18 protein-coding genes, 2 rRNA genes and 1 pseudogene are annotated in these 16,609 nt (G+C 33.8%); 15 read left to right on the forward strand and 6 right to left on the reverse strand.

Features of this window, described 5'->3' with window-relative positions:
- From A9G23_RS10820 to A9G23_RS10865, 9 genes and pseudogenes are all read left to right on the forward strand, one after another.
- Positions 1-301: ribosomal RNA gene (locus tag A9G23_RS10820) — 23S ribosomal RNA — on the forward strand; the annotation flags it as partial.
- Positions 302-470: 169 nt separating this feature from the next.
- A 5S ribosomal RNA gene (rrf, locus tag A9G23_RS10825) occupies positions 471-586 on the forward strand.
- Positions 587-712: 126 nt separating this feature from the next.
- The gene (locus A9G23_RS10830) at positions 713-1,276 is read left to right on the forward strand and encodes a pseudouridine synthase (RefSeq protein ID WP_065587623.1); all 564 of its coding nucleotides are present in this window, start codon (positions 713-715) and stop codon (positions 1,274-1,276) included.
- A gap of 143 nt (positions 1,277-1,419) precedes the next feature.
- Positions 1,420-2,343: pseudogene (gene ftsY / locus A9G23_RS10835) on the forward strand (signal recognition particle-docking protein FtsY); the annotation flags it as partial.
- Positions 2,344-2,352: 9 nt separating this feature from the next.
- Positions 2,353-3,012, forward strand: a complete 660-nt coding sequence (gene ftsE / locus A9G23_RS10840; RefSeq protein ID WP_065587624.1) for a cell division ATP-binding protein FtsE — start codon at positions 2,353-2,355, stop codon at positions 3,010-3,012.
- Positions 3,012-3,980 carry a permease-like cell division protein FtsX gene (ftsX, locus tag A9G23_RS10845; RefSeq protein WP_065587625.1) on the forward strand — a complete coding sequence of 323 codons (969 nt, stop codon included), beginning with the start codon at positions 3,012-3,014 and terminating at the stop codon, positions 3,978-3,980. The genes ftsE and ftsX overlap by 1 nt, the downstream gene beginning before the upstream one ends.
- A 200-nt stretch (positions 3,981-4,180) precedes the next feature.
- Positions 4,181-5,041 carry an RNA polymerase sigma factor RpoH gene (rpoH, locus tag A9G23_RS10850; RefSeq protein WP_065587626.1) on the forward strand — a complete coding sequence of 287 codons (861 nt, stop codon included), beginning with the start codon at positions 4,181-4,183 and terminating at the stop codon, positions 5,039-5,041.
- Between the two features lie 360 nt (positions 5,042-5,401).
- Entirely contained in the window at positions 5,402-5,791 is a 390-nt protein-coding gene (locus tag A9G23_RS10860) for a DUF2975 domain-containing protein (RefSeq protein ID WP_081297041.1), read from the forward strand.
- Between the two features lie 12 nt (positions 5,792-5,803).
- Positions 5,804-6,013, forward strand: a complete 210-nt coding sequence (locus A9G23_RS10865) for a helix-turn-helix domain-containing protein (protein WP_065587629.1) — start codon at positions 5,804-5,806, stop codon at positions 6,011-6,013.
- A 4-nt stretch (positions 6,014-6,017) separates the two neighbouring features.
- Here A9G23_RS10865 and A9G23_RS10870 read toward each other — a convergent pair whose 3' ends face one another.
- Positions 6,018-6,707 carry an aspartate/glutamate racemase family protein gene (locus tag A9G23_RS10870; RefSeq protein WP_065587630.1) on the reverse strand — a complete coding sequence of 230 codons (690 nt, stop codon included), beginning with the start codon at positions 6,705-6,707 and terminating at the stop codon, positions 6,018-6,020.
- Between the two features lie 132 nt (positions 6,708-6,839).
- On the opposite strand from A9G23_RS10870, the gene A9G23_RS10875 reads away from it, so the two are divergent.
- Entirely contained in the window at positions 6,840-7,652 is an 813-nt protein-coding gene (locus tag A9G23_RS10875; RefSeq protein WP_065587631.1) for a hypothetical protein, read from the forward strand.
- 100 nt (positions 7,653-7,752) lie between these two features.
- A complete protein-coding gene (gene cobB / locus A9G23_RS10880) occupies positions 7,753-8,436 on the forward strand; it encodes a Sir2 family NAD+-dependent deacetylase (protein ID WP_065587632.1) in 684 nt (227 codons plus the stop codon).
- Between the two features lie 10 nt (positions 8,437-8,446).
- Here cobB and mtgA read toward each other — a convergent pair whose 3' ends face one another.
- Together mtgA and mobB are read right to left on the reverse strand one after the other, a co-directional pair.
- Entirely contained in the window at positions 8,447-9,151 is a 705-nt protein-coding gene (gene mtgA / locus A9G23_RS10885) for a monofunctional biosynthetic peptidoglycan transglycosylase (RefSeq protein ID WP_065587633.1), read from the reverse strand.
- Between the two features lie 51 nt (positions 9,152-9,202).
- Positions 9,203-9,697, reverse strand: a complete 495-nt coding sequence (mobB, locus tag A9G23_RS10890) for a molybdopterin-guanine dinucleotide biosynthesis protein B (protein ID WP_065587634.1) — start codon at positions 9,695-9,697, stop codon at positions 9,203-9,205.
- 84 nt (positions 9,698-9,781) lie between these two features.
- On the opposite strand from mobB, the gene A9G23_RS10895 reads away from it, so the two are divergent.
- Positions 9,782-10,810, forward strand: a complete 1,029-nt coding sequence (locus A9G23_RS10895; protein ID WP_065587635.1) for a threonine aldolase family protein — start codon at positions 9,782-9,784, stop codon at positions 10,808-10,810.
- 121 nt (positions 10,811-10,931) lie between these two features.
- Here A9G23_RS10895 and mobA read toward each other — a convergent pair whose 3' ends face one another.
- Positions 10,932-11,516, reverse strand: coding sequence for a molybdenum cofactor guanylyltransferase MobA (gene mobA, locus A9G23_RS10900; protein WP_065587636.1), 585 nt, complete (start codon positions 11,514-11,516; stop codon positions 10,932-10,934).
- 302 nt (positions 11,517-11,818) lie between these two features.
- On the opposite strand from mobA, the gene A9G23_RS10905 reads away from it, so the two are divergent.
- On the forward strand, positions 11,819-12,088 hold the full coding sequence (locus A9G23_RS10905) for a YihD family protein (protein ID WP_065587637.1): 270 nt from the start codon (positions 11,819-11,821) through the stop codon (positions 12,086-12,088).
- A 14-nt stretch (positions 12,089-12,102) separates the two neighbouring features.
- Positions 12,103-12,828 carry a DsbA family protein gene (locus A9G23_RS10910; protein WP_081297042.1) on the forward strand — a complete coding sequence of 242 codons (726 nt, stop codon included), beginning with the start codon at positions 12,103-12,105 and terminating at the stop codon, positions 12,826-12,828.
- Between the two features lie 97 nt (positions 12,829-12,925).
- On the opposite strand, the gene A9G23_RS10915 is transcribed toward A9G23_RS10910, so the two are convergent.
- Both A9G23_RS10915 and A9G23_RS10920 read right to left on the reverse strand, forming a co-directional pair.
- Complete coding sequence (locus A9G23_RS10915) at positions 12,926-14,893, reverse strand: MacB family efflux pump subunit (RefSeq protein ID WP_065587671.1); 1,968 nt, start codon at positions 14,891-14,893, stop codon at positions 12,926-12,928.
- A 1-nt stretch (position 14,894) separates the two neighbouring features.
- Positions 14,895-16,073: an efflux RND transporter periplasmic adaptor subunit gene (locus A9G23_RS10920; RefSeq protein ID WP_065587638.1), complete on the reverse strand. Its 1,179-nt coding sequence runs from the start codon at positions 16,071-16,073 to the stop codon at positions 14,895-14,897.
- A 280-nt stretch (positions 16,074-16,353) separates the two neighbouring features.
- Between A9G23_RS10920 and A9G23_RS10925 the strand changes: the two genes are divergently transcribed.
- Positions 16,354-16,608, forward strand: coding sequence for a YfhL family 4Fe-4S dicluster ferredoxin (locus A9G23_RS10925; protein WP_065587639.1), 255 nt, complete (start codon positions 16,354-16,356; stop codon positions 16,606-16,608).
- The last annotated feature ends 1 nt before the right edge of the window (position 16,609 follow it).

Consider the following 16,609-nt stretch of genomic DNA (forward strand, 5'->3'; position numbering starts at 1 on the left):
GACAGTTCGGTCCCTATCTGCCATGGGCGTAGGAAAATTGAGAGGGTTTGCTTCTAGTACGAGAGGACCGAAGTGAACGCACCGCTGGTGTTCGGGTTGTGATGCCAATTGCATTGCCCGGTAGCTACGTGCGGAATAGATAAGTGCTGAAAGCATCTAAGTACGAAACTAGCCTCGAGATGAGTTTTCCCTGAAGAGATTCAGTAAGGTCCGTTTGAGACTAAGACGTAGATAGGTCAGGTGTGTAAGTGTAGTGATACATTGAGCTAACTGATACTAATGAACCGAGAGTCTTAACCTTACAACTCGGAGTTGTTTTGGGGTTACGCGAGAGTTTTTAATATTCTAGGTTGACTGAGGTTGATTAAAGAATGATAAAGCAGTTTGTTCTGGATTGAGATATTGATGGTGAAGAGGTATAATATTTTATTATAGCATCATTGATGTAGAAGAAGAGAAGACAGGATATGTCTGGCGGTAATAGCGCGGTGGTCCCACCTGACCCCATGCCGAACTCAGAAGTGAAACGCCGTAGTGCCGATGGTAGTGTGGGTATTACCCATGTGAGAGTAGGGTGCCGCCAGACTTTTAAATTTAGAGAGAGCCCAGCAGTGATGCTGGGCTTTTTTGCTTTTAATTATTTTATTATAAATAAATTATTATTTATAATAATTTTAATCAAATGAAGATTATTTGTTAACAAGAGAACAGAATGAGTTCATTAATAGCCTTTAATAAACCGTTTAATGTTACGACTCAATTTTCACCGCATGAAAAATATCAGACGTTAAAAGACTTTATAAACTTACCTAAGTTCTACCCTGCAGGGCGGTTAGATACTGATAGTGAGGGGTTATTATTGTTAACTAGTGACGGTAAATTACAAGCCAAAATCAGTTCACCAAAGTTTAAATTGCCTAAAACTTATTGGGTACAAGTTGAAGGTATTATTAATCAACAGGCTATAGATAAGCTAAGAACTGGTGTGCAATTAAAAGAATTTTACACACAGCCAGCCACAGTAACCTTTCTTGATGAACCATTGCAGTTATGGAAAAGAGAGCCTCCTATTAGAGAACGCAAAACAATACCTACTTCATGGATAAGTATGACAATCTCAGAAGGAAAAAATCGGCAGGTCAGAAGAATGTGTGCTGCGATCGGTTTTCCTTGTTTGCGTCTAATACGAGTTCAGATTGGCAAGTACAATCTATTTACTCACCAGTTACCATTAAGTGAATGGCGATTCATCACAACTCGAGATCTTTACTTGTAATCAGCGATATTTACTGGTTATGGATCACGAAATATTTCTTTTATAATCTTTTTAAAAGATCTAATGCATTGGGCTTTATTCTAAAATAAGATACAATGATCTTTAAATGATCATGGGATAAATTATTTATGGTTGAACAAAAAAAAGAAGGGTTTTTCTCCCGTTTAAAAAAAGGTCTTTTTAAGACTAAACAGAATATTGGATCTGGTTTTTTAAGTCTATTTAAAGGAAAAAAGATCGATGATGCCTTATTTGAAGAACTAGAAGAACAGTTACTTATTGCTGATGTTGGTTTTGATACAACACAAAAAATTATAAATAGCTTAACAAAGCAAGCTTCAAGAAAAGAACTAAAAGATGCTGATGCTTTACATGTGCTTTTAAAACAAGAAATGAAATCTATTTTAGATGGAGTAGATAAACCACTTGATATTAATACTCATAACCCATTTGTTATCTTAATGGTTGGTGTTAATGGTGTAGGTAAAACAACGACAATTGGTAAATTAGCCCGTCAATTTCAGCAACAAGGTAAATCAGTTATGCTTGCCGCTGGCGATACATTTCGTGCTGCTGCTGTTGAACAATTGCAAGTTTGGGGGGAACGTAATCATATCCCTGTTATTGCACAGCATACCAATGCAGATTCGGCATCTGTTATCTTTGATGCAATACAAGCAGCGAAAGCAAAAAAAATAGATATATTAATAGCTGATACAGCAGGTCGTTTACAAAATAAGTCTCATTTAATGGATGAGTTGAAAAAAATAGTACGAGTGATTAAGAAGCAAGATGAAACAGCACCTCATGAAATCATGTTAACGATTGATGCAGGTACCGGTCAAAATGCGATTAGCCAAACTAAACTATTTAATGAAGCGGTTGGTGTAACAGGAATGACATTGACTAAATTAGATGGTACGGCAAAAGGTGGGATTATTTTTAGCATCGCAGATCAGTTTAATATCCCAATACGTTATATAGGCATTGGTGAAAAGATTGAAGATTTAAGGCCTTTTGTTGCCAATGATTTTATAAATGCTTTATTTGATGAAGCAGATGAATAGAGAAAAGTCATGATCGAATTTCAGCGTGTAAGTAAAGTTTATTCTGGTGGTAAACCAGCATTACAGAATATAAACTTTACTTTATCATCTGGAGAAATGGCATTTTTAACGGGGCATTCTGGTGCAGGTAAAAGTACTTTAATGCGGTTAATTTGTGGTTTAGAGAAAGCCAATGATGGTCAAGTACTACTAAATGGTATTAATGTTTCAAACCTAAAAAGACACGATATGCCATTTTTACGTCGCACTATTGGTATGGTATTTCAAGATCATCAGCTATTAATGGATCACACTGTCTATGATAATGTTGCTATTCCATTAATTATTTTAGGTAAACCAATAGAAGAAATTCGCAGACGGGTTTCAGCATCATTGGATAAAGTCGGATTGATAAATAAGATGAAATTTTATCCTATACAATTATCAGGTGGAGAACAACAACGAGTGGGTATAGCTCGTGCAATTGTTAATCGCCCTAGTGTCTTGCTTGCTGATGAACCGACCGGTAATTTAGACGATAAGCTTTCTAAAGATATCTTAAAGCTTTTTGAAGAGTTTAATCGGTCAGGTGTGACTGTTTTGATGGCAACGCACAATATAGGGCTTATTCGTCGTAAGCATCATAGAATACTGCATTTAAATCAAGGGCGTTTAGAGTTTAAAAATTGATGCGAAATACTACTATCAAATTTACTAAATCGAAAGAAACGAAAAATACTTTTTTGTCTCGTTGGAAAAGGCAAATTAGTTATGCTTGGCGCAATGCCTTTAATGATTTTACTCAACATCTTTTTGCATCATTACTGACTATTTTTGTTATTGCGATTTCTATTACGCTACCAACTATTAGCTATTTACTTTGGAAAAATGCCAGTCAGGCTGCACATCAATGGTATCCAACGCCTAATTTAACTATTTATATCAATAAAGAATTAACCTCGGAGAAAACTACAGAATTACTAGTCAAACTCAAATCTTACCCTGAGGTTGATAAAATTGATTATCTTTCTCGAGATGAAACAAAAGAGGAATTTAGAATATGGTCTGGATTCAGTAGCGCATTAGATTTATTAGATGAAAATCCACTGCCGGCAGTAGCCATTGTTATACCTAAAGATGAAGCAAAAAAGACAGTTGTATTGCATCGATTACAAGTTGAATTACTCAATATTGATGGCATAGATGATATAAAGTTAGATGATAGCTGGTTTACTCGATTAACAGCGTTAACTAATATGGTTAGATCTGTTTTTTGGATTATTTCCATCTTTATGATTATTGCTGTGTCACTTGTAATCGGTAATAGTATTCGCTTAAATATTTTTGCTAGAAAACAAACTATAGTTGTTATGCAATTAATTGGTGCAACAGAAGGGTTTATTTTACGTCCTTTTTTATATAGTGGGATTTTTATAGGTTTTATTAGCTCTATCGTTTCGTTGGTATTATCGAAAATATTTATCTTTCAAATAGAATCAATTATATTGAATGTTTCTGATGCTTTTGGGACAATTATTCATATTGAAGGCTTATCATGGGATGAAAGCTTATTAATTATATTTATTACTATAATTATTGGATGGTTTTCATCGCTTGTTGCGACTAAAAAATATTTAAAAATGACACAAATTACCTAGCTATTTCGACATAACTAATTAGAATGTATATTAGTTTTTGTAAATGTTGATCCTAGCAAGATGTTTTATTAATTTTAAATAAAAAATATGAACTAATTTATAGCTTGAAGGTCTAATTAATAAATCAAAGTTAGTTTAACGTTTTTAATTGTTGCATCTTATCTATGTGACAAAAACTAGTTAATTTAAGGGGGAGTTAAATGGGTACTGATATAAAAATGCAAGTAGGTGCTTTAATTCCACAAGGTAATATTGAATCATATATTCGTATGATTAATACCTATCCGATGCTAACAGCAGAAGAAGAAAAATCATTAGGCGAAAAACTTTATTATCATGATGATGTTGATGCAGCAAGACAATTGATATTATCTCATTTACGTTTTGTTGCGCATATTGCTCGTGGGTATTCTGGCTATGGTTTACCGCAAGCTGATTTAATTCAAGAAGGCAATATTGGTTTAATGAAAGCCGTACGCCGTTTTAATCCAGAAATGGGGGTGCGTTTAGTCTCATTTGCTGTGCACTGGATAAAAGCCGAAATTCATGAATACGTATTAAAAAATTGGCGTATTGTTAAAGTTGCAACGACTAAGGCACAAAGAAAGCTATTTTTTAATTTAAGGAAGACCAAACAACGTTTAGGTTGGTTTAATAATGCTGAAGTTGATATGGTGGCTGATGAGTTAGGTGTAAGTCGTAAAGATGTACTTGAAATGGAATCTCGCATGTCAGCACAAGATATGTCATTTGATATAGATAGTGATGACGATGATAATTCAATTGTTGCACCAGCACTTTACTTAGAAGACAGTAATTCTGATTTTTCAAAATCAATAGAAAATGATAATTGGGAAAATGATGCAACAGATAAGTTACACGATGCATTATTAAAATTGGATGAACGTAGCCAAGATATTATCAAAGCACGTTGGTTAGACTCAGATGATAGCAAATCTACATTACAAGTTTTAGCTGATAAATATAGTGTTTCAGCTGAACGTATTCGCCAACTCGAAAAAAATGCAATGAAAAAATTACGAGTGGCTATTGAAGCATAGTTGATTTGTTATTGTTAACTTCTTAGGCCTTACTGATAAAAAAGTAAGGTTTTTTTTGTATTCTAACCTAATAAAACAATAAAAAATTATCGTTTTATTTTAATTTTTTATTGTTTTAAATTTTGTTTATGTTATATTGTGTACAGTTTTATAAAAGAAAGGATATAAAGATGAACACAGATATGACTAAAACACATTCTCGATTGAATCAATATTGTCGCTTCATGGCATTATTAACATTAATTCCTATTCTAATTATGTTAATTAGCTCAATATGCCCATTCTTATATTATTTTTTGGGTATGCAAAATATTGGGCTTGAATTTGGAGGGTTTTCTTTTATCCAAAGTGGGATTGATAATGTTGATCCTAAATCGTTATCTGGATGGCAAGCGACTTATCGCAATGTTAATCGATACTTCATTAATACTTATTTTAGCTTATGCGTTTTATCAACTTAGATTATTGTTTATTAATTACAGTCAATCAGAGTATTTTTCGGTAAAATCAGCTAACCATTGTTACGTATTTGGCAAATTGCTTGTTTTTTGGGTGGTTATAAGTTTTTTATCTGAACCTTTATTAACAATGATCTTAACTTATAATCAAGAGTCGTCAGCACGTTACTTTTCTATTTCTTTTTCTAGTGATGATATTATAACGCTATTTCCTGCCATGAGTATTATGCTTATAGGTCAAATACTAAAAAAGGCTTGCCAACTAGCTGAAGAAAATAAACAATTTATTTAAAAGGAGCCATATGTGCCAATTATAATAAATTTAGACGTAATGCTAGCAAAACGTAAAGTTAAATCAAAAGATCTAGCGGTAGCAGTTGGTATTACAGAACAAAATTTATCATTACTTAAGCAAGGTAAAGTAAAAGGAATTAGACTAGCAACACTCGAAGCAATCTGCAAACATCTAGATTGCCAACCGGGTGATATACTAGAATATACGAACGAAGAATAACTTATTAACTTATTGCAAGTAATGCTGCCTCTTGTGCGTGAATTAAGGCTGTATCAAAAAAAGGTATATTACGATCGGATTGAGAGATTAATAACCCTATTTCCGTACAGCCTAAAATAACACCTTCTGCGCCATTTTTAACGAGTTTATCAACAATATTAAGATAGGCTTGCTTAGAATCAGGCTGAATAATACCTTTGCAAAGTTCATCATAAATGATCTGATTAATGATATTTCTGTCTTGAGATTCTGGAATAAGCACATTTAAATTTTTATCGATCAGTTTAGATTTATAAAAGTCCTGCTCCATTGTATATTTAGTACCTAACAAAGCGACCGATTTAATATTTTGTGCTAGTAAATGTTTAGCTGTCACATCGGCAATATGAATAATCGGAATATTAATTGCTTTTTGGATTTGATCTGCAACTTTATGCATGGTATTAGTACAAATTACAATAAAATCTGCACCAGCTAATTCTACTCTTTTAGCCGCATCAATTAAAATTTCTGCGCTTTTATTCCACTCATTATTGGCTTGGCAATTTTCAATCGCTTGAAAATCAACGCTATATAAAATTGTTTTTGCTGAATGCAGGCCACCTAATGATTTGGCAATAGTTTGATTAATAACTTGATAATAAGTTGTGGTGCTTTCCCAACTCATCCCTCCGATTAAACCAATTGTTTTCATTTTTCATATACCTATATAAAATTTATTTATTTTTTGTTAACTCGTCTTACTAAATAGTAGAATAGCTATGCTATAAAGTCTATATAAAAAATAATGTAGTTATAAATACGGCCTTTAAGGTAACAATCTTAAATGAAGAAAAGAAAAACACAGTTATGGTTTGCATCGATTATTTATTTCATACTCTCCTTGCCCTGTTTTGCCGATCCCAAAGTGATCCATGTTTTGGTGGCGCTTTGTGATAACAAATATCAAAAGATTGCACCTGTTCCAAAGGCGATAGGTAATGGTCAAGATCCCAAAAACAACCTTTATTGGGGGGCTGCTTACGGGTTTAAAACCTATTTTTCTAAGCAAAAAGAGTGGCAAATTGTACAAATTAATCGACCCAAATCAGGAATAATATTAGAAGAAATTATTTACAAACACCAAGACAAAGATGTCTATCTAATTGCACAGGCGTATAATGGCAAATATATTAACGATACTGTTGATGATTTTATTGACTACTCAGCAGGCAAAAAGGTAAAAGCGTTTAAATTAAGTGATAAAACGATCATGGCAGGTGGCAGTGCTGATCTGGTTGTCTATATTGGCCACGATTCATTAATGGAATGGTCATGGAAGAAGTATCTGCCTGATAGCTGGCGCTGGGATACATTATCAAAAGAACAACAAGAAAAACAAAAATCACGTTATGCGGCAGTATTTGCTTGCAAAAGCCAACAATATTTTACACCACCACTATCTCGTTTAGGCATCACGCCTTTGATTTTGACTATGCATCGAATGGCACCAGAAGCGTATAGTGTTTATGCGATGATTGATAGTTGGTTGAAAGGTGAATCTAAAGAAGCTATCCGACTGAAAGTGGCAACGGCTTACAGCCAATATCAAAGACTAAATAAACCAGCATTACAGATGTTTACTACTGAATACAAGTAATAATTTTATTCACTTTTTTTAAAAAAAGTAATTACTATGGTTGATGTTTAACTTATAACAAAATAATTTAATAGCAAAGGGAAAGGTGTATATATCCATTATGAAGATACCTAAAATTGTCATTTTAACAGGCGCTGGTATTTCAGCTGAGTCGGGACTATCAACATTTCGTGCGCAAGATGGGTTGTGGGAAGGCTATAATGTCGATGATGTTGCCACTTATGAAGGGTATATTCGAGATCCTATAACGGTTCATCAATTTTATAATATGTTGCGCAATAAATTACAAGATGCCAATGTTAAACCAAATGCAGCACATCTTGCTTTAGCTGAGTTAGAAAGAAAATTAGGCTCAGAAAATGTATTAATTGTGACACAAAATGTGGATAATTTACATGAACAAGCTGGATCTAAAAATACTATTCACATGCATGGGGAATTATTAAAAGTTCGTAATGAAAAAACAGGGCAAATTATTGAGTGCGAAAAAGATGTGGATTATAAACAAAATCCATTTATTCGCCCGCATATTGTTTGGTTTGGAGAGATCCCACTACAGATGGATAAAATCTATGATGCACTTTCGCAAGCTGATTATTTTATTGCTATTGGTACTTCAGGTAATGTTTATCCTGCTGCCGGTTTTGTGCAAGAAGCCAATTTATCTGGTGCTGAAACGATTGAACTTAATCTAGAACCTAGTCTTAAACAAAGTTTATTTCAAACAAAAATTTATGGTCCAGCAAGTAAAATTGTGCCTGAATTTATCCAAAAATTTATTTAGGAATAAGTGGTTATTTTAGTTTTTTAAGATAATTGTTATTGCCTAAATTACGCATTTGGGTATGAATCCATTTTGCTTTTTTTTGGACTCTCTTGCTTGGTGTTATTGGACTCCAACGTCTTGGATTAGGTAATACTGCTGCAAGTAAACTTGCTTGCCGTGATGTTAACTGGCTGGCACTGACATTAAAATAGTGCTGAGATGCGGCTTCAATACCAAAAATACCTTCTCCCCATTCTGCACAATTTAAATAGAGTTCGAGTATACGTTCTTTTGACCAAAATAACTCTATCCATAATGTAAACCAAGACTCAATTCCTTTACGAATCCAACTGCGAGATGACCATAAAAAGATATTTTTAGCCACTTGCTGAGTGATTGTGCTAGCGCCTTTAATCTTTTTACTATTTTGATTATGGTCTAGTGCTAGGCGAATAGCTTTAAAATCAAATCCTCGGTGTGCAGGAAAATTCTGATCTTCTGATGCTATTACTGCAATTTTTATATTGTCTGAAATTTTATCTAGATCTTTCCAGATTCGTTGTTGTGGTGTGTTCCAATGCATAATCTTGCGCTCTATCATTAACATAGAACCGAATGGAGGATTTACCCAGCGCATAACTAAAGTAGAAAAGAGAGATAGCAAGATGAGTCCGATTATTCCTTTTTTGGTAATGCTTAAAATGTATTTTAATTTTTTTAATAAAGGAATCATGTATGTTTTATAGACTATAAAGTAAAAATTTGGTAAATAAGATACGCTATATTATTGTTTAAATAAATAGTTTTTTATAAATTCAACAATTTGAAGTGGTTGATTGATATCCAATACTGGTAAAGAAGTAGTTAACGGCTCATCACTTGCAACCGCTATGGTAAACTCGTCAATATAAAGTGCTTTTTTATTTGTTTTGCGGTGGCAAATAATGTTAGGAATCTTTTCGTGTTTAAAACCTTCTATCAATATCATATCAACATCATTAAATTGATTAATGAGTGTGATTAAATCGGTTGGCTTATTTGGTGTTTCATGAAACACAGCATATCGCTTATCACAAGCAACAATTGTTTGTAAGGATCCAGCCTTCCGTAATTCATAACTATCTTTACCTGGAATATCGACTTCAATATCGTGATGAGCGTGTTTTATTGAGCCGACTTTAAAATTTTGTTCAATAAGCAATGGAATGATCTTTTTCAGCAATGTTGTTTTACCGCTGCCACTATAGCCATTAATGCCGATAATTTTTTGTTTGTTCATAGAACCCATCTTTTAAAAGTGTTATATTCATGTGTAATTAATATTACATCATTTTATACAAAGCTAAACGATAAAGGTAATCATATGTATGATTTTTTGAATGATTATAATCAGACTATTCATCCTACATTGCTCAAAAGTGTTATTGATATTACTGATAAGAAGTTCAGTGGGTATGGTTTAGATCAATGTTGTAACCAGGCAAGAGAAAACATAAAAATACAGTTACAGTCGCCTAATGCTGATATTCATTTTATGCCGGGGGGTACGATTACTAATTTAGTGGTCATTTCACATATCTTAAGACCTTATCAGGCGGTGATTGCGGCTGATACTGGGCACGTAAATGTGCATGAAACTGGGGCTATCGAGGCAACTGGGCATAAAGTGTTAACAGTACAAACAGAAGATGGAAAGCTAACGCCTGAACTGATTAAGCCCGTTTTAGCTGATCATTGTGATGAACATATGGTGCAACCTAAGCTTGTATATATCTCAAACACAACAGAACTTGGCACTATATATACCAAGCAGGAGATCAAAAAATTATATCAATTTTGTCAAAAAAATGACCTTTATCTTTATTTAGATGGAGCGCGTTTAGCTATGGCTTTAGCGGCGAAGGATAATGATATATCTTTTCCTGACTTAGCAAAATACACAGATGTATTTTATATTGGTGGTACTAAAGTTGGTGCTTTGGCTGGTGAAGCGGTGGTATTTAATAACCTTGCTATTAATCAAGATTTTCGTTTCAGTATGAAACAAAAAGGTGCAATATTCGCGAAAAGTTGGATTGTGGCAGCACAAATGAATGCGCTAATGCAAAATAACCTTTATTTTGAGCTAGGCAAGCATAGTAATCAGATGGCCGATAAATTAAAAACGATATTTGAGAAAGCAGGATTAACATTTGCAGCTAAACCACAAAGTAATCAGTTATTTGTTAATTTCCCTAATCAATTGGCTGAAAAAATTCTCGCTCATTATTCTGTTGATAATCTTGGCCAAACTGATTGTAATCATATTGGCTTGCGTTTTTGTACTTCATGGTCTACTCAAAATGAAGAGATAGAATTATTTACTGAGCAATTTAAAAAATGGTTAACCTAATGTGTTGCTAGGTATTAGAAGCGGGCATGAACGTATTACCTTAGATCAGTGTTTCGGTGAAATTAACTATTGATAAATTATTGTTATATGGATTATATCGTTATCCTCTTTGTATGTTTGGTTACTTTGTCAGCTGATTTACTTGTTTAAGTTCTTTAGGCGTATTGATATTAATAAAACAAGAAGCCTGATCATTAAAATCGACCCATTTTGCATTGATTTGTTCTAAAAATAATATTAATTTACGATTACCCTGTTCTAAATAACTTCTAACTTGTTGAATAACGCTCTTGTGAATAAGTAGGATGGTTGGGTGATGATATTTACCATCAATAGGATAAATTGCTGTATGGGTTAAGGTATGCACAGCTAAACGTGCGATTAAATCATTCGGTAAAAAGGGAGTATCACAACTAACAAATAAATTCCAATCAGTTGTACTATATAATAACCCACTGTAAATACCTGATAATGGGCCAAAGTACCCCGTTAAAACATCGCTAAACACTGGATATCCAGCTGATTGATATTGGTTAACATTATTATTACAATTAATCATGATTGAATCAGTTTGAGGTTTGATACGGTCAATGACATGTTGATAGAGCGGTTTTTGATTTAATAATAATAAACCTTTGTCTTTGCCATTCATGCGAGTGCTTTTTCCCCCAGCTAAAATGATTGCAGTAATAGACAGTTTTTCCATAAATTATTTCTCTTTTACATTGCGAAAAAACAAAATAACATTACTATATATCAAAGTTATTTTAAGTTGCAGCATACACATTTTAATCAGACTGATTCAACTATTATTAAAACTGAGTATATACCAGTCTATTTTTAAGGTGTAGTTTAATCAATTAAATATTATTATTGTGTCGATTTTTAGGTTGGCAATAATGGGTATGTGAGTTATTGCCTTACGTATTGGAATAATTTATTTAGGTATATATAAATAAGATTTTATATCATCTTCAATTAAATTGAGGATTTAAAAAGGTATTAATTATGAAATGTCATCGTATTGATGAAGTAATGGAATTATTACAACCAGCTTGGGAAAGCGATTCTGATCTTAACTTATTACAATTTTTAGCTAAATTGGGACAAGAGGCTGGTTTTGAAGGTGAATTAAAAGACTTAAGTGATGAAATATTAATTTATCATTTAAAAATGCGAGGCTCAGATAAGAACGAAGCTATTCCGGGTCTAAAAAAAGATTATGAAGAAGATTTTAAATCCGCATTATTAAAAGCACGTGGGATTATAAAAGAATAAGGAGAATTATTAAGATGAAAAAAACACTTATTGCAATTAGTGTCTTGCTTTCTTCTGTAAGTTGTTTTGCAGATGGAGGAAAAACAACGGCTAAAGCCGACACATCAAAACCAACCATAGCAAATGTACAAACACCGATTGAATTAGGTAAACAATATGCGACATTGCCAACTAATCCCTCACCTGACAAAGAAGTCATTGAGTTCTTTTCGTTTAATTGTCCAAGTTGTTTTAGATTTGAAATTCAACATCAAGGCTCACAAACTATTGGTAAGGCTTTACCAGAAGGCGTTAAATTTAGACGCTACCATTTAGAGGATTTTGGTCCATTAGCTAAAGAACTTGCGCAAGCATGGGCTGTGGCTAATGTATTAGGTATCGAAGATAAAGCCTCTGATGCACTTTATAATGCAGTGCAAAAAGATAAAACAATAAAAACTGCTGATGATATTAAAATGGTTTTTGAAAAATTAGGTATCAGTGCTGAAGAGTTTGATAAAACAAAAGATAACTTTTTAGTTAAAGCGTTTATGGCACAGCAAGCTGATGCGATTAAAGAAATGAAACCAGAATCTATTCCTACTGTTATTGTAAATCGTAAGTTTTATATCGTAACAAATCAGCTTAATAGAACCAGTGATGAGGAATTTATTAATGATTATGCAAGAGTAACCGCATTTGTAGTAGGTTTAGATCCTAATGTAAAAATAAAAGAAAAATCTCATTCTATTAAAAAATAAATGATTATCAAACTTAAATAAATCAATTGTATAAATTAATCATTTAAATCCCTTTGTATCATTTTGTGCAAAGGGATTTTTTATTATAGTAATAAGACTATTCTCGCTCTAAAGCATAAATAGGATCAAGTTTTGCTGCACGTTTTGCTGGAAAGTAACCAAAGATAATGCCAATTATGCTTGAGCAGCTAAATGCCGCAACAATGGCGATAATGGAAAAACTCATAGCAAATGATGTAACAAAAGCGTTAAAGATAAATCCAATAGCAAACGAAAGTAAAATACCTATTGTGCCACCCGTTAAACAAACTAATACGGCTTCAATTAAAAATTGTTGTAATATGTCGCTTGAACGCGCACCAACGGCCATACGTACGCCAATTTCTCGCGTTCTTTCTGTGACCGATACTAGCATAATATTCATCACGCCAATGCCACCAACAATCAGTGAAATGAGTGCAATAGCCGAAACCAAGAGTGTCATTACCCAAGCTGATGAGTTAATGGTTTCTCGTATATTATCTGAGTTAAAGATAAAAAAATCTTTTGTGCCATGTCGTTTTAACATGATTTGATTGATAGCTTGTTCTGCAATTGATAAATCGACATTATCTTTAACGCGTACAGTGATGCTTTTTAACGAAGTTTGACCCATCATACGATTAATCACAGTGGTATAAGGTAACCAAATATTCAAGCTTTCATTACTACCAAATCCTTGTTGTTGTTTAGTCGCAACGCCAATGATTCTTACGGGTAGCTGGCCGGCCATTAAAATTTTTCCAATAGGGTTTTGATCTGCAAATAGTCGCTTAACGGTATTTTCATCAATTACCGCATCTTGTGCTGAAGTAATAATACTTGTTTCATCAAACGATTTTCCTTGAGAAATAGTATAACCACGAACTGCAAAGAATTGCTCTCCAACACCATTTACGGTTCCTGTTACAGCTAAGTTGTTAATTCGAAAATAAACACCCGTTGATAGGTTTGGCGTGGTGCTGTGAACAAAACTTTGCTGAGCCAAAAAATCGGCATCAGATGAGCGTAGTGTCGTGATTTTATCTGCATTGCGATCACCAAAGCCTGAGCCAGGATAGATTTCAAGCGTGCTTGTTCCCAACGAATTAATGTTAGATAAAATTTTCTGCTTTGTGCCTTGCCCTAATGCAACAACTGATACCACAGAGGCAATACCAATAATGATACCTAACATCGTTAAGACAGTACGTAATCGCTGTGAAAGCATCGACAACATAGCCATCTTAAAAGCATCACGAAAACGATAATATTTTGCCAAGAAGTTATCTTGGGTTTTAGTTGCTTCGATTTGCTTAATTTGACGATTATCACTTTGTTCAGATTGGTATTTGGGGTTTATTGAATCAGAAATAATATTACCGTCACTAATTTCAATAATTCGCTGAGCATTTTGGGCAATATTTGCATCGTGTGTAACAATAATAACTGTGTGGCCTTGTTGGTGTAACTCTTGCAATATTGCCATCACTTCTAAGCCACTTTTGCGGTCGAGGGCTCCGGTTGGTTCATCAGCTAAAATGATTTGTCCACCATTAATTAAAGCTCGGCCAATACTGACACGTTGTTGTTGTCCTCCTGATAACTGACTAGGTTTATTATGTATTTTATCGGCAAGTCCTAAACGTGTTAAAATTTCGTCCGCTCTTTTTTGCCGTTGTTCACTGGTCACGCCAGCATAAATGGCTGGAATTTCTACATTGCCTTGTGCAGTTAGTGCATTTAACAAATGATAACGTTGAAAGATAAAGCCAAAATGCTCGCGACGTAATTCGGCGAGTTCATCAAGTGACAATTTACTTGTTGTCCGTCCGCCAATGGAGTAAGTGCCAGTGGTTGGTTTATCTAGGCAGCCTAATATATTCATCAAAGTGGATTTACCAGACCCTGATGCCCCAATAATCGCCACCATTTCACCTGCATTAATTGTCAGATTGATGCCTTTAAGAACTTGTATGGTTGAATCACCTGCTGGAAATTCACGAACAATATTTTCAAGCTTGATAAGAGGTATATTCTTTGCCATATTAGAATCGAATCCTTGGGGATCTTGCATTATTACCTATTGACGCTCCATTAGTACTACTTACTACAACAATATCACCCTCTTTAATACCCGATTTTATTTCAACATTGACATTATTATCGATACCTAAAATAACTTCGTGTTCTTCAATTTCTTTACTTTTATTTAATAAATAAACAATGGCTTTATTATTACCTAATTTTTTTTGGATTGCTTGAGAAGGAATGGTTAATACATCTTTTGCTTCAGACAAGACAATATAAACTTGTGCTGTCATTGAAATTCTTAAAATATGATCGGGATTATTCACATCAAATAATCCATTGTAATAAATCGCGCTTTTTGTTGATGAGGATGAGCCTGACAAGGTTGTCTCGGTATTAATTGAATCTGGTGCTGGCTCTATCGCACGTAGTGTTAAACCATCAAAACGTCTATTCGGTTGTCCTAAAATGGTAAAATAAACTGGCATCCCTTTTTTAACATTGACCACATCGGCTTCGGAAATTTGCGCCTCAATAGTCATTTTATCCAGCTGCGCTACTTTAACAATGGTTGGTGCACTTTGGACGGAATTAACGGTTTGTCCTTCATCGACAGGAATGGCGACAATCACACCATCAATGGGTGAGCGAATTTTAGTATATCCTAAGTTAACTTTCGCTGTATCAACCGCAACTTGCGCCTTAACAATATCGGCATTAAGCGCAGCAATATCGGCTTTGATAGCATCAAGTTCGGCTTTTGCGGCATCCAAATCTGATTGAATACCCACTCCCTTACTGACCAGTTTGTGCTGACGATCATAGGTTAACTGATAGTTAATTAGTCTTGCTTGTTTGGCTTCTCGTTGTGCTTCTAAACTATTAAGTGAAGCTTCTGATTGTTTTAAATCATTGCTTTGTTTAAGATCGTCAATTTCGGCAATCATATCGCCTTGTTTAACTTCATCGCCCAACTCAACATAGAGTTTTTTTATTTGACCAGAAACCTGTGCGCCAACACTAACTTGTTTAAAAGCGCTAATTGTACCATCGGCAAGAACTGTTTTTTCAATATGACCTTTGGTCACAGGCGAGGTAATATAATTAACGGTAGGTTCTGAATGAGATGTGATTAAGTATACAATATAAATAATTGCTAAGAAGATAATAGCAGTAACTATATATCTAATTTTCATAGACTTTAACAAACCTTTTCATCCTTTAATTTATTTGTAGTTTTTTACATTTTATCTCAATAAATATAAATGAAATTGATAACCATTCTTAATAAATTGTAATAATTATGAAAATTATCTTATATAAATTATCTATTTTATACTAAAAGACATAGTTCCCTGAAAGTTTTTTACAATAATTGAGTCGCTCAATAAGCGACAACTTGATCTTTATTAGGATTTATTGGCGATTGCGCTATAATGGCGAAAATTTTTTGAAGTCGGTAAAGATAGAAGAGCAATGGCGTTAAAAATAACTAATAAGTGTATTAATTGTGATATGTGTGAGCCTGAGTGCCCAAATGAGGCTATCTCAATGGGTTTTGATACTTATGAAATTGATCCTAATAAATGTACCGAATGTGTAGGTTATTATGATCATTCGACATGTCAGCGTGTTTGCCCTATTCAAAATGCGATTATTGCCGACCCTGAACATGTTGAAACAAAAGAAGCGTTATTAGCAAAATTTCAGGGACTGAAAGCTTCTTCTTAAA

It is taken from the genome of Gilliamella sp. App4-10 (genome assembly GCF_001690495.1).
GTDB classification, from domain to species: domain Bacteria; phylum Pseudomonadota; class Gammaproteobacteria; order Enterobacterales; family Orbaceae; genus Gilliamella; species Gilliamella apicola_G.

What these genes read in the sequence shown, in the direction of transcription:
- A9G23_RS10830 (WP_065587623.1), top strand. Translation starts at nt 713, where the DNA reads ATGAGTTCATTAATAGCCTTTAATAAACCGTTTAATGTTACGACTCAA.
- ftsE (WP_065587624.1), top strand. Translation starts at nt 2,353, where the DNA reads ATGATCGAATTTCAGCGTGTAAGTAAAGTTTATTCTGGTGGTAAACCA.
- ftsX (WP_065587625.1), top strand. Translation starts at nt 3,012, where the DNA reads ATGCGAAATACTACTATCAAATTTACTAAATCGAAAGAAACGAAAAAT.
- rpoH (WP_065587626.1), top strand. Translation starts at nt 4,181, where the DNA reads ATGGGTACTGATATAAAAATGCAAGTAGGTGCTTTAATTCCACAAGGT.
- A9G23_RS10860 (WP_081297041.1), top strand. Translation starts at nt 5,402, where the DNA reads ATGTTGATCCTAAATCGTTATCTGGATGGCAAGCGACTTATCGCAATG.
- A9G23_RS10870 (WP_065587630.1), bottom strand. Translation starts at nt 6,707, where the DNA reads ATGAAAACAATTGGTTTAATCGGAGGGATGAGTTGGGAAAGCACCACA.
- A9G23_RS10875 (WP_065587631.1), top strand. Translation starts at nt 6,840, where the DNA reads ATGAAGAAAAGAAAAACACAGTTATGGTTTGCATCGATTATTTATTTC.
- cobB (WP_065587632.1), top strand. Translation starts at nt 7,753, where the DNA reads ATGAAGATACCTAAAATTGTCATTTTAACAGGCGCTGGTATTTCAGCT.
- mtgA (WP_065587633.1), bottom strand. Translation starts at nt 9,151, where the DNA reads ATGATTCCTTTATTAAAAAAATTAAAATACATTTTAAGCATTACCAAA.
- mobB (WP_065587634.1), bottom strand. Translation starts at nt 9,697, where the DNA reads ATGAACAAACAAAAAATTATCGGCATTAATGGCTATAGTGGCAGCGGT.
- A9G23_RS10895 (WP_065587635.1), top strand. Translation starts at nt 9,782, where the DNA reads ATGTATGATTTTTTGAATGATTATAATCAGACTATTCATCCTACATTG.
- mobA (WP_065587636.1), bottom strand. Translation starts at nt 11,516, where the DNA reads ATGGAAAAACTGTCTATTACTGCAATCATTTTAGCTGGGGGAAAAAGC.
- A9G23_RS10905 (WP_065587637.1), top strand. Translation starts at nt 11,819, where the DNA reads ATGAAATGTCATCGTATTGATGAAGTAATGGAATTATTACAACCAGCT.
- A9G23_RS10910 (WP_081297042.1), top strand. Translation starts at nt 12,103, where the DNA reads ATGAAAAAAACACTTATTGCAATTAGTGTCTTGCTTTCTTCTGTAAGT.
- A9G23_RS10915 (WP_065587671.1), bottom strand. Translation starts at nt 14,893, where the DNA reads ATGGCAAAGAATATACCTCTTATCAAGCTTGAAAATATTGTTCGTGAA.
- A9G23_RS10920 (WP_065587638.1), bottom strand. Translation starts at nt 16,073, where the DNA reads ATGAAAATTAGATATATAGTTACTGCTATTATCTTCTTAGCAATTATT.
- A9G23_RS10925 (WP_065587639.1), top strand. Translation starts at nt 16,354, where the DNA reads ATGGCGTTAAAAATAACTAATAAGTGTATTAATTGTGATATGTGTGAG.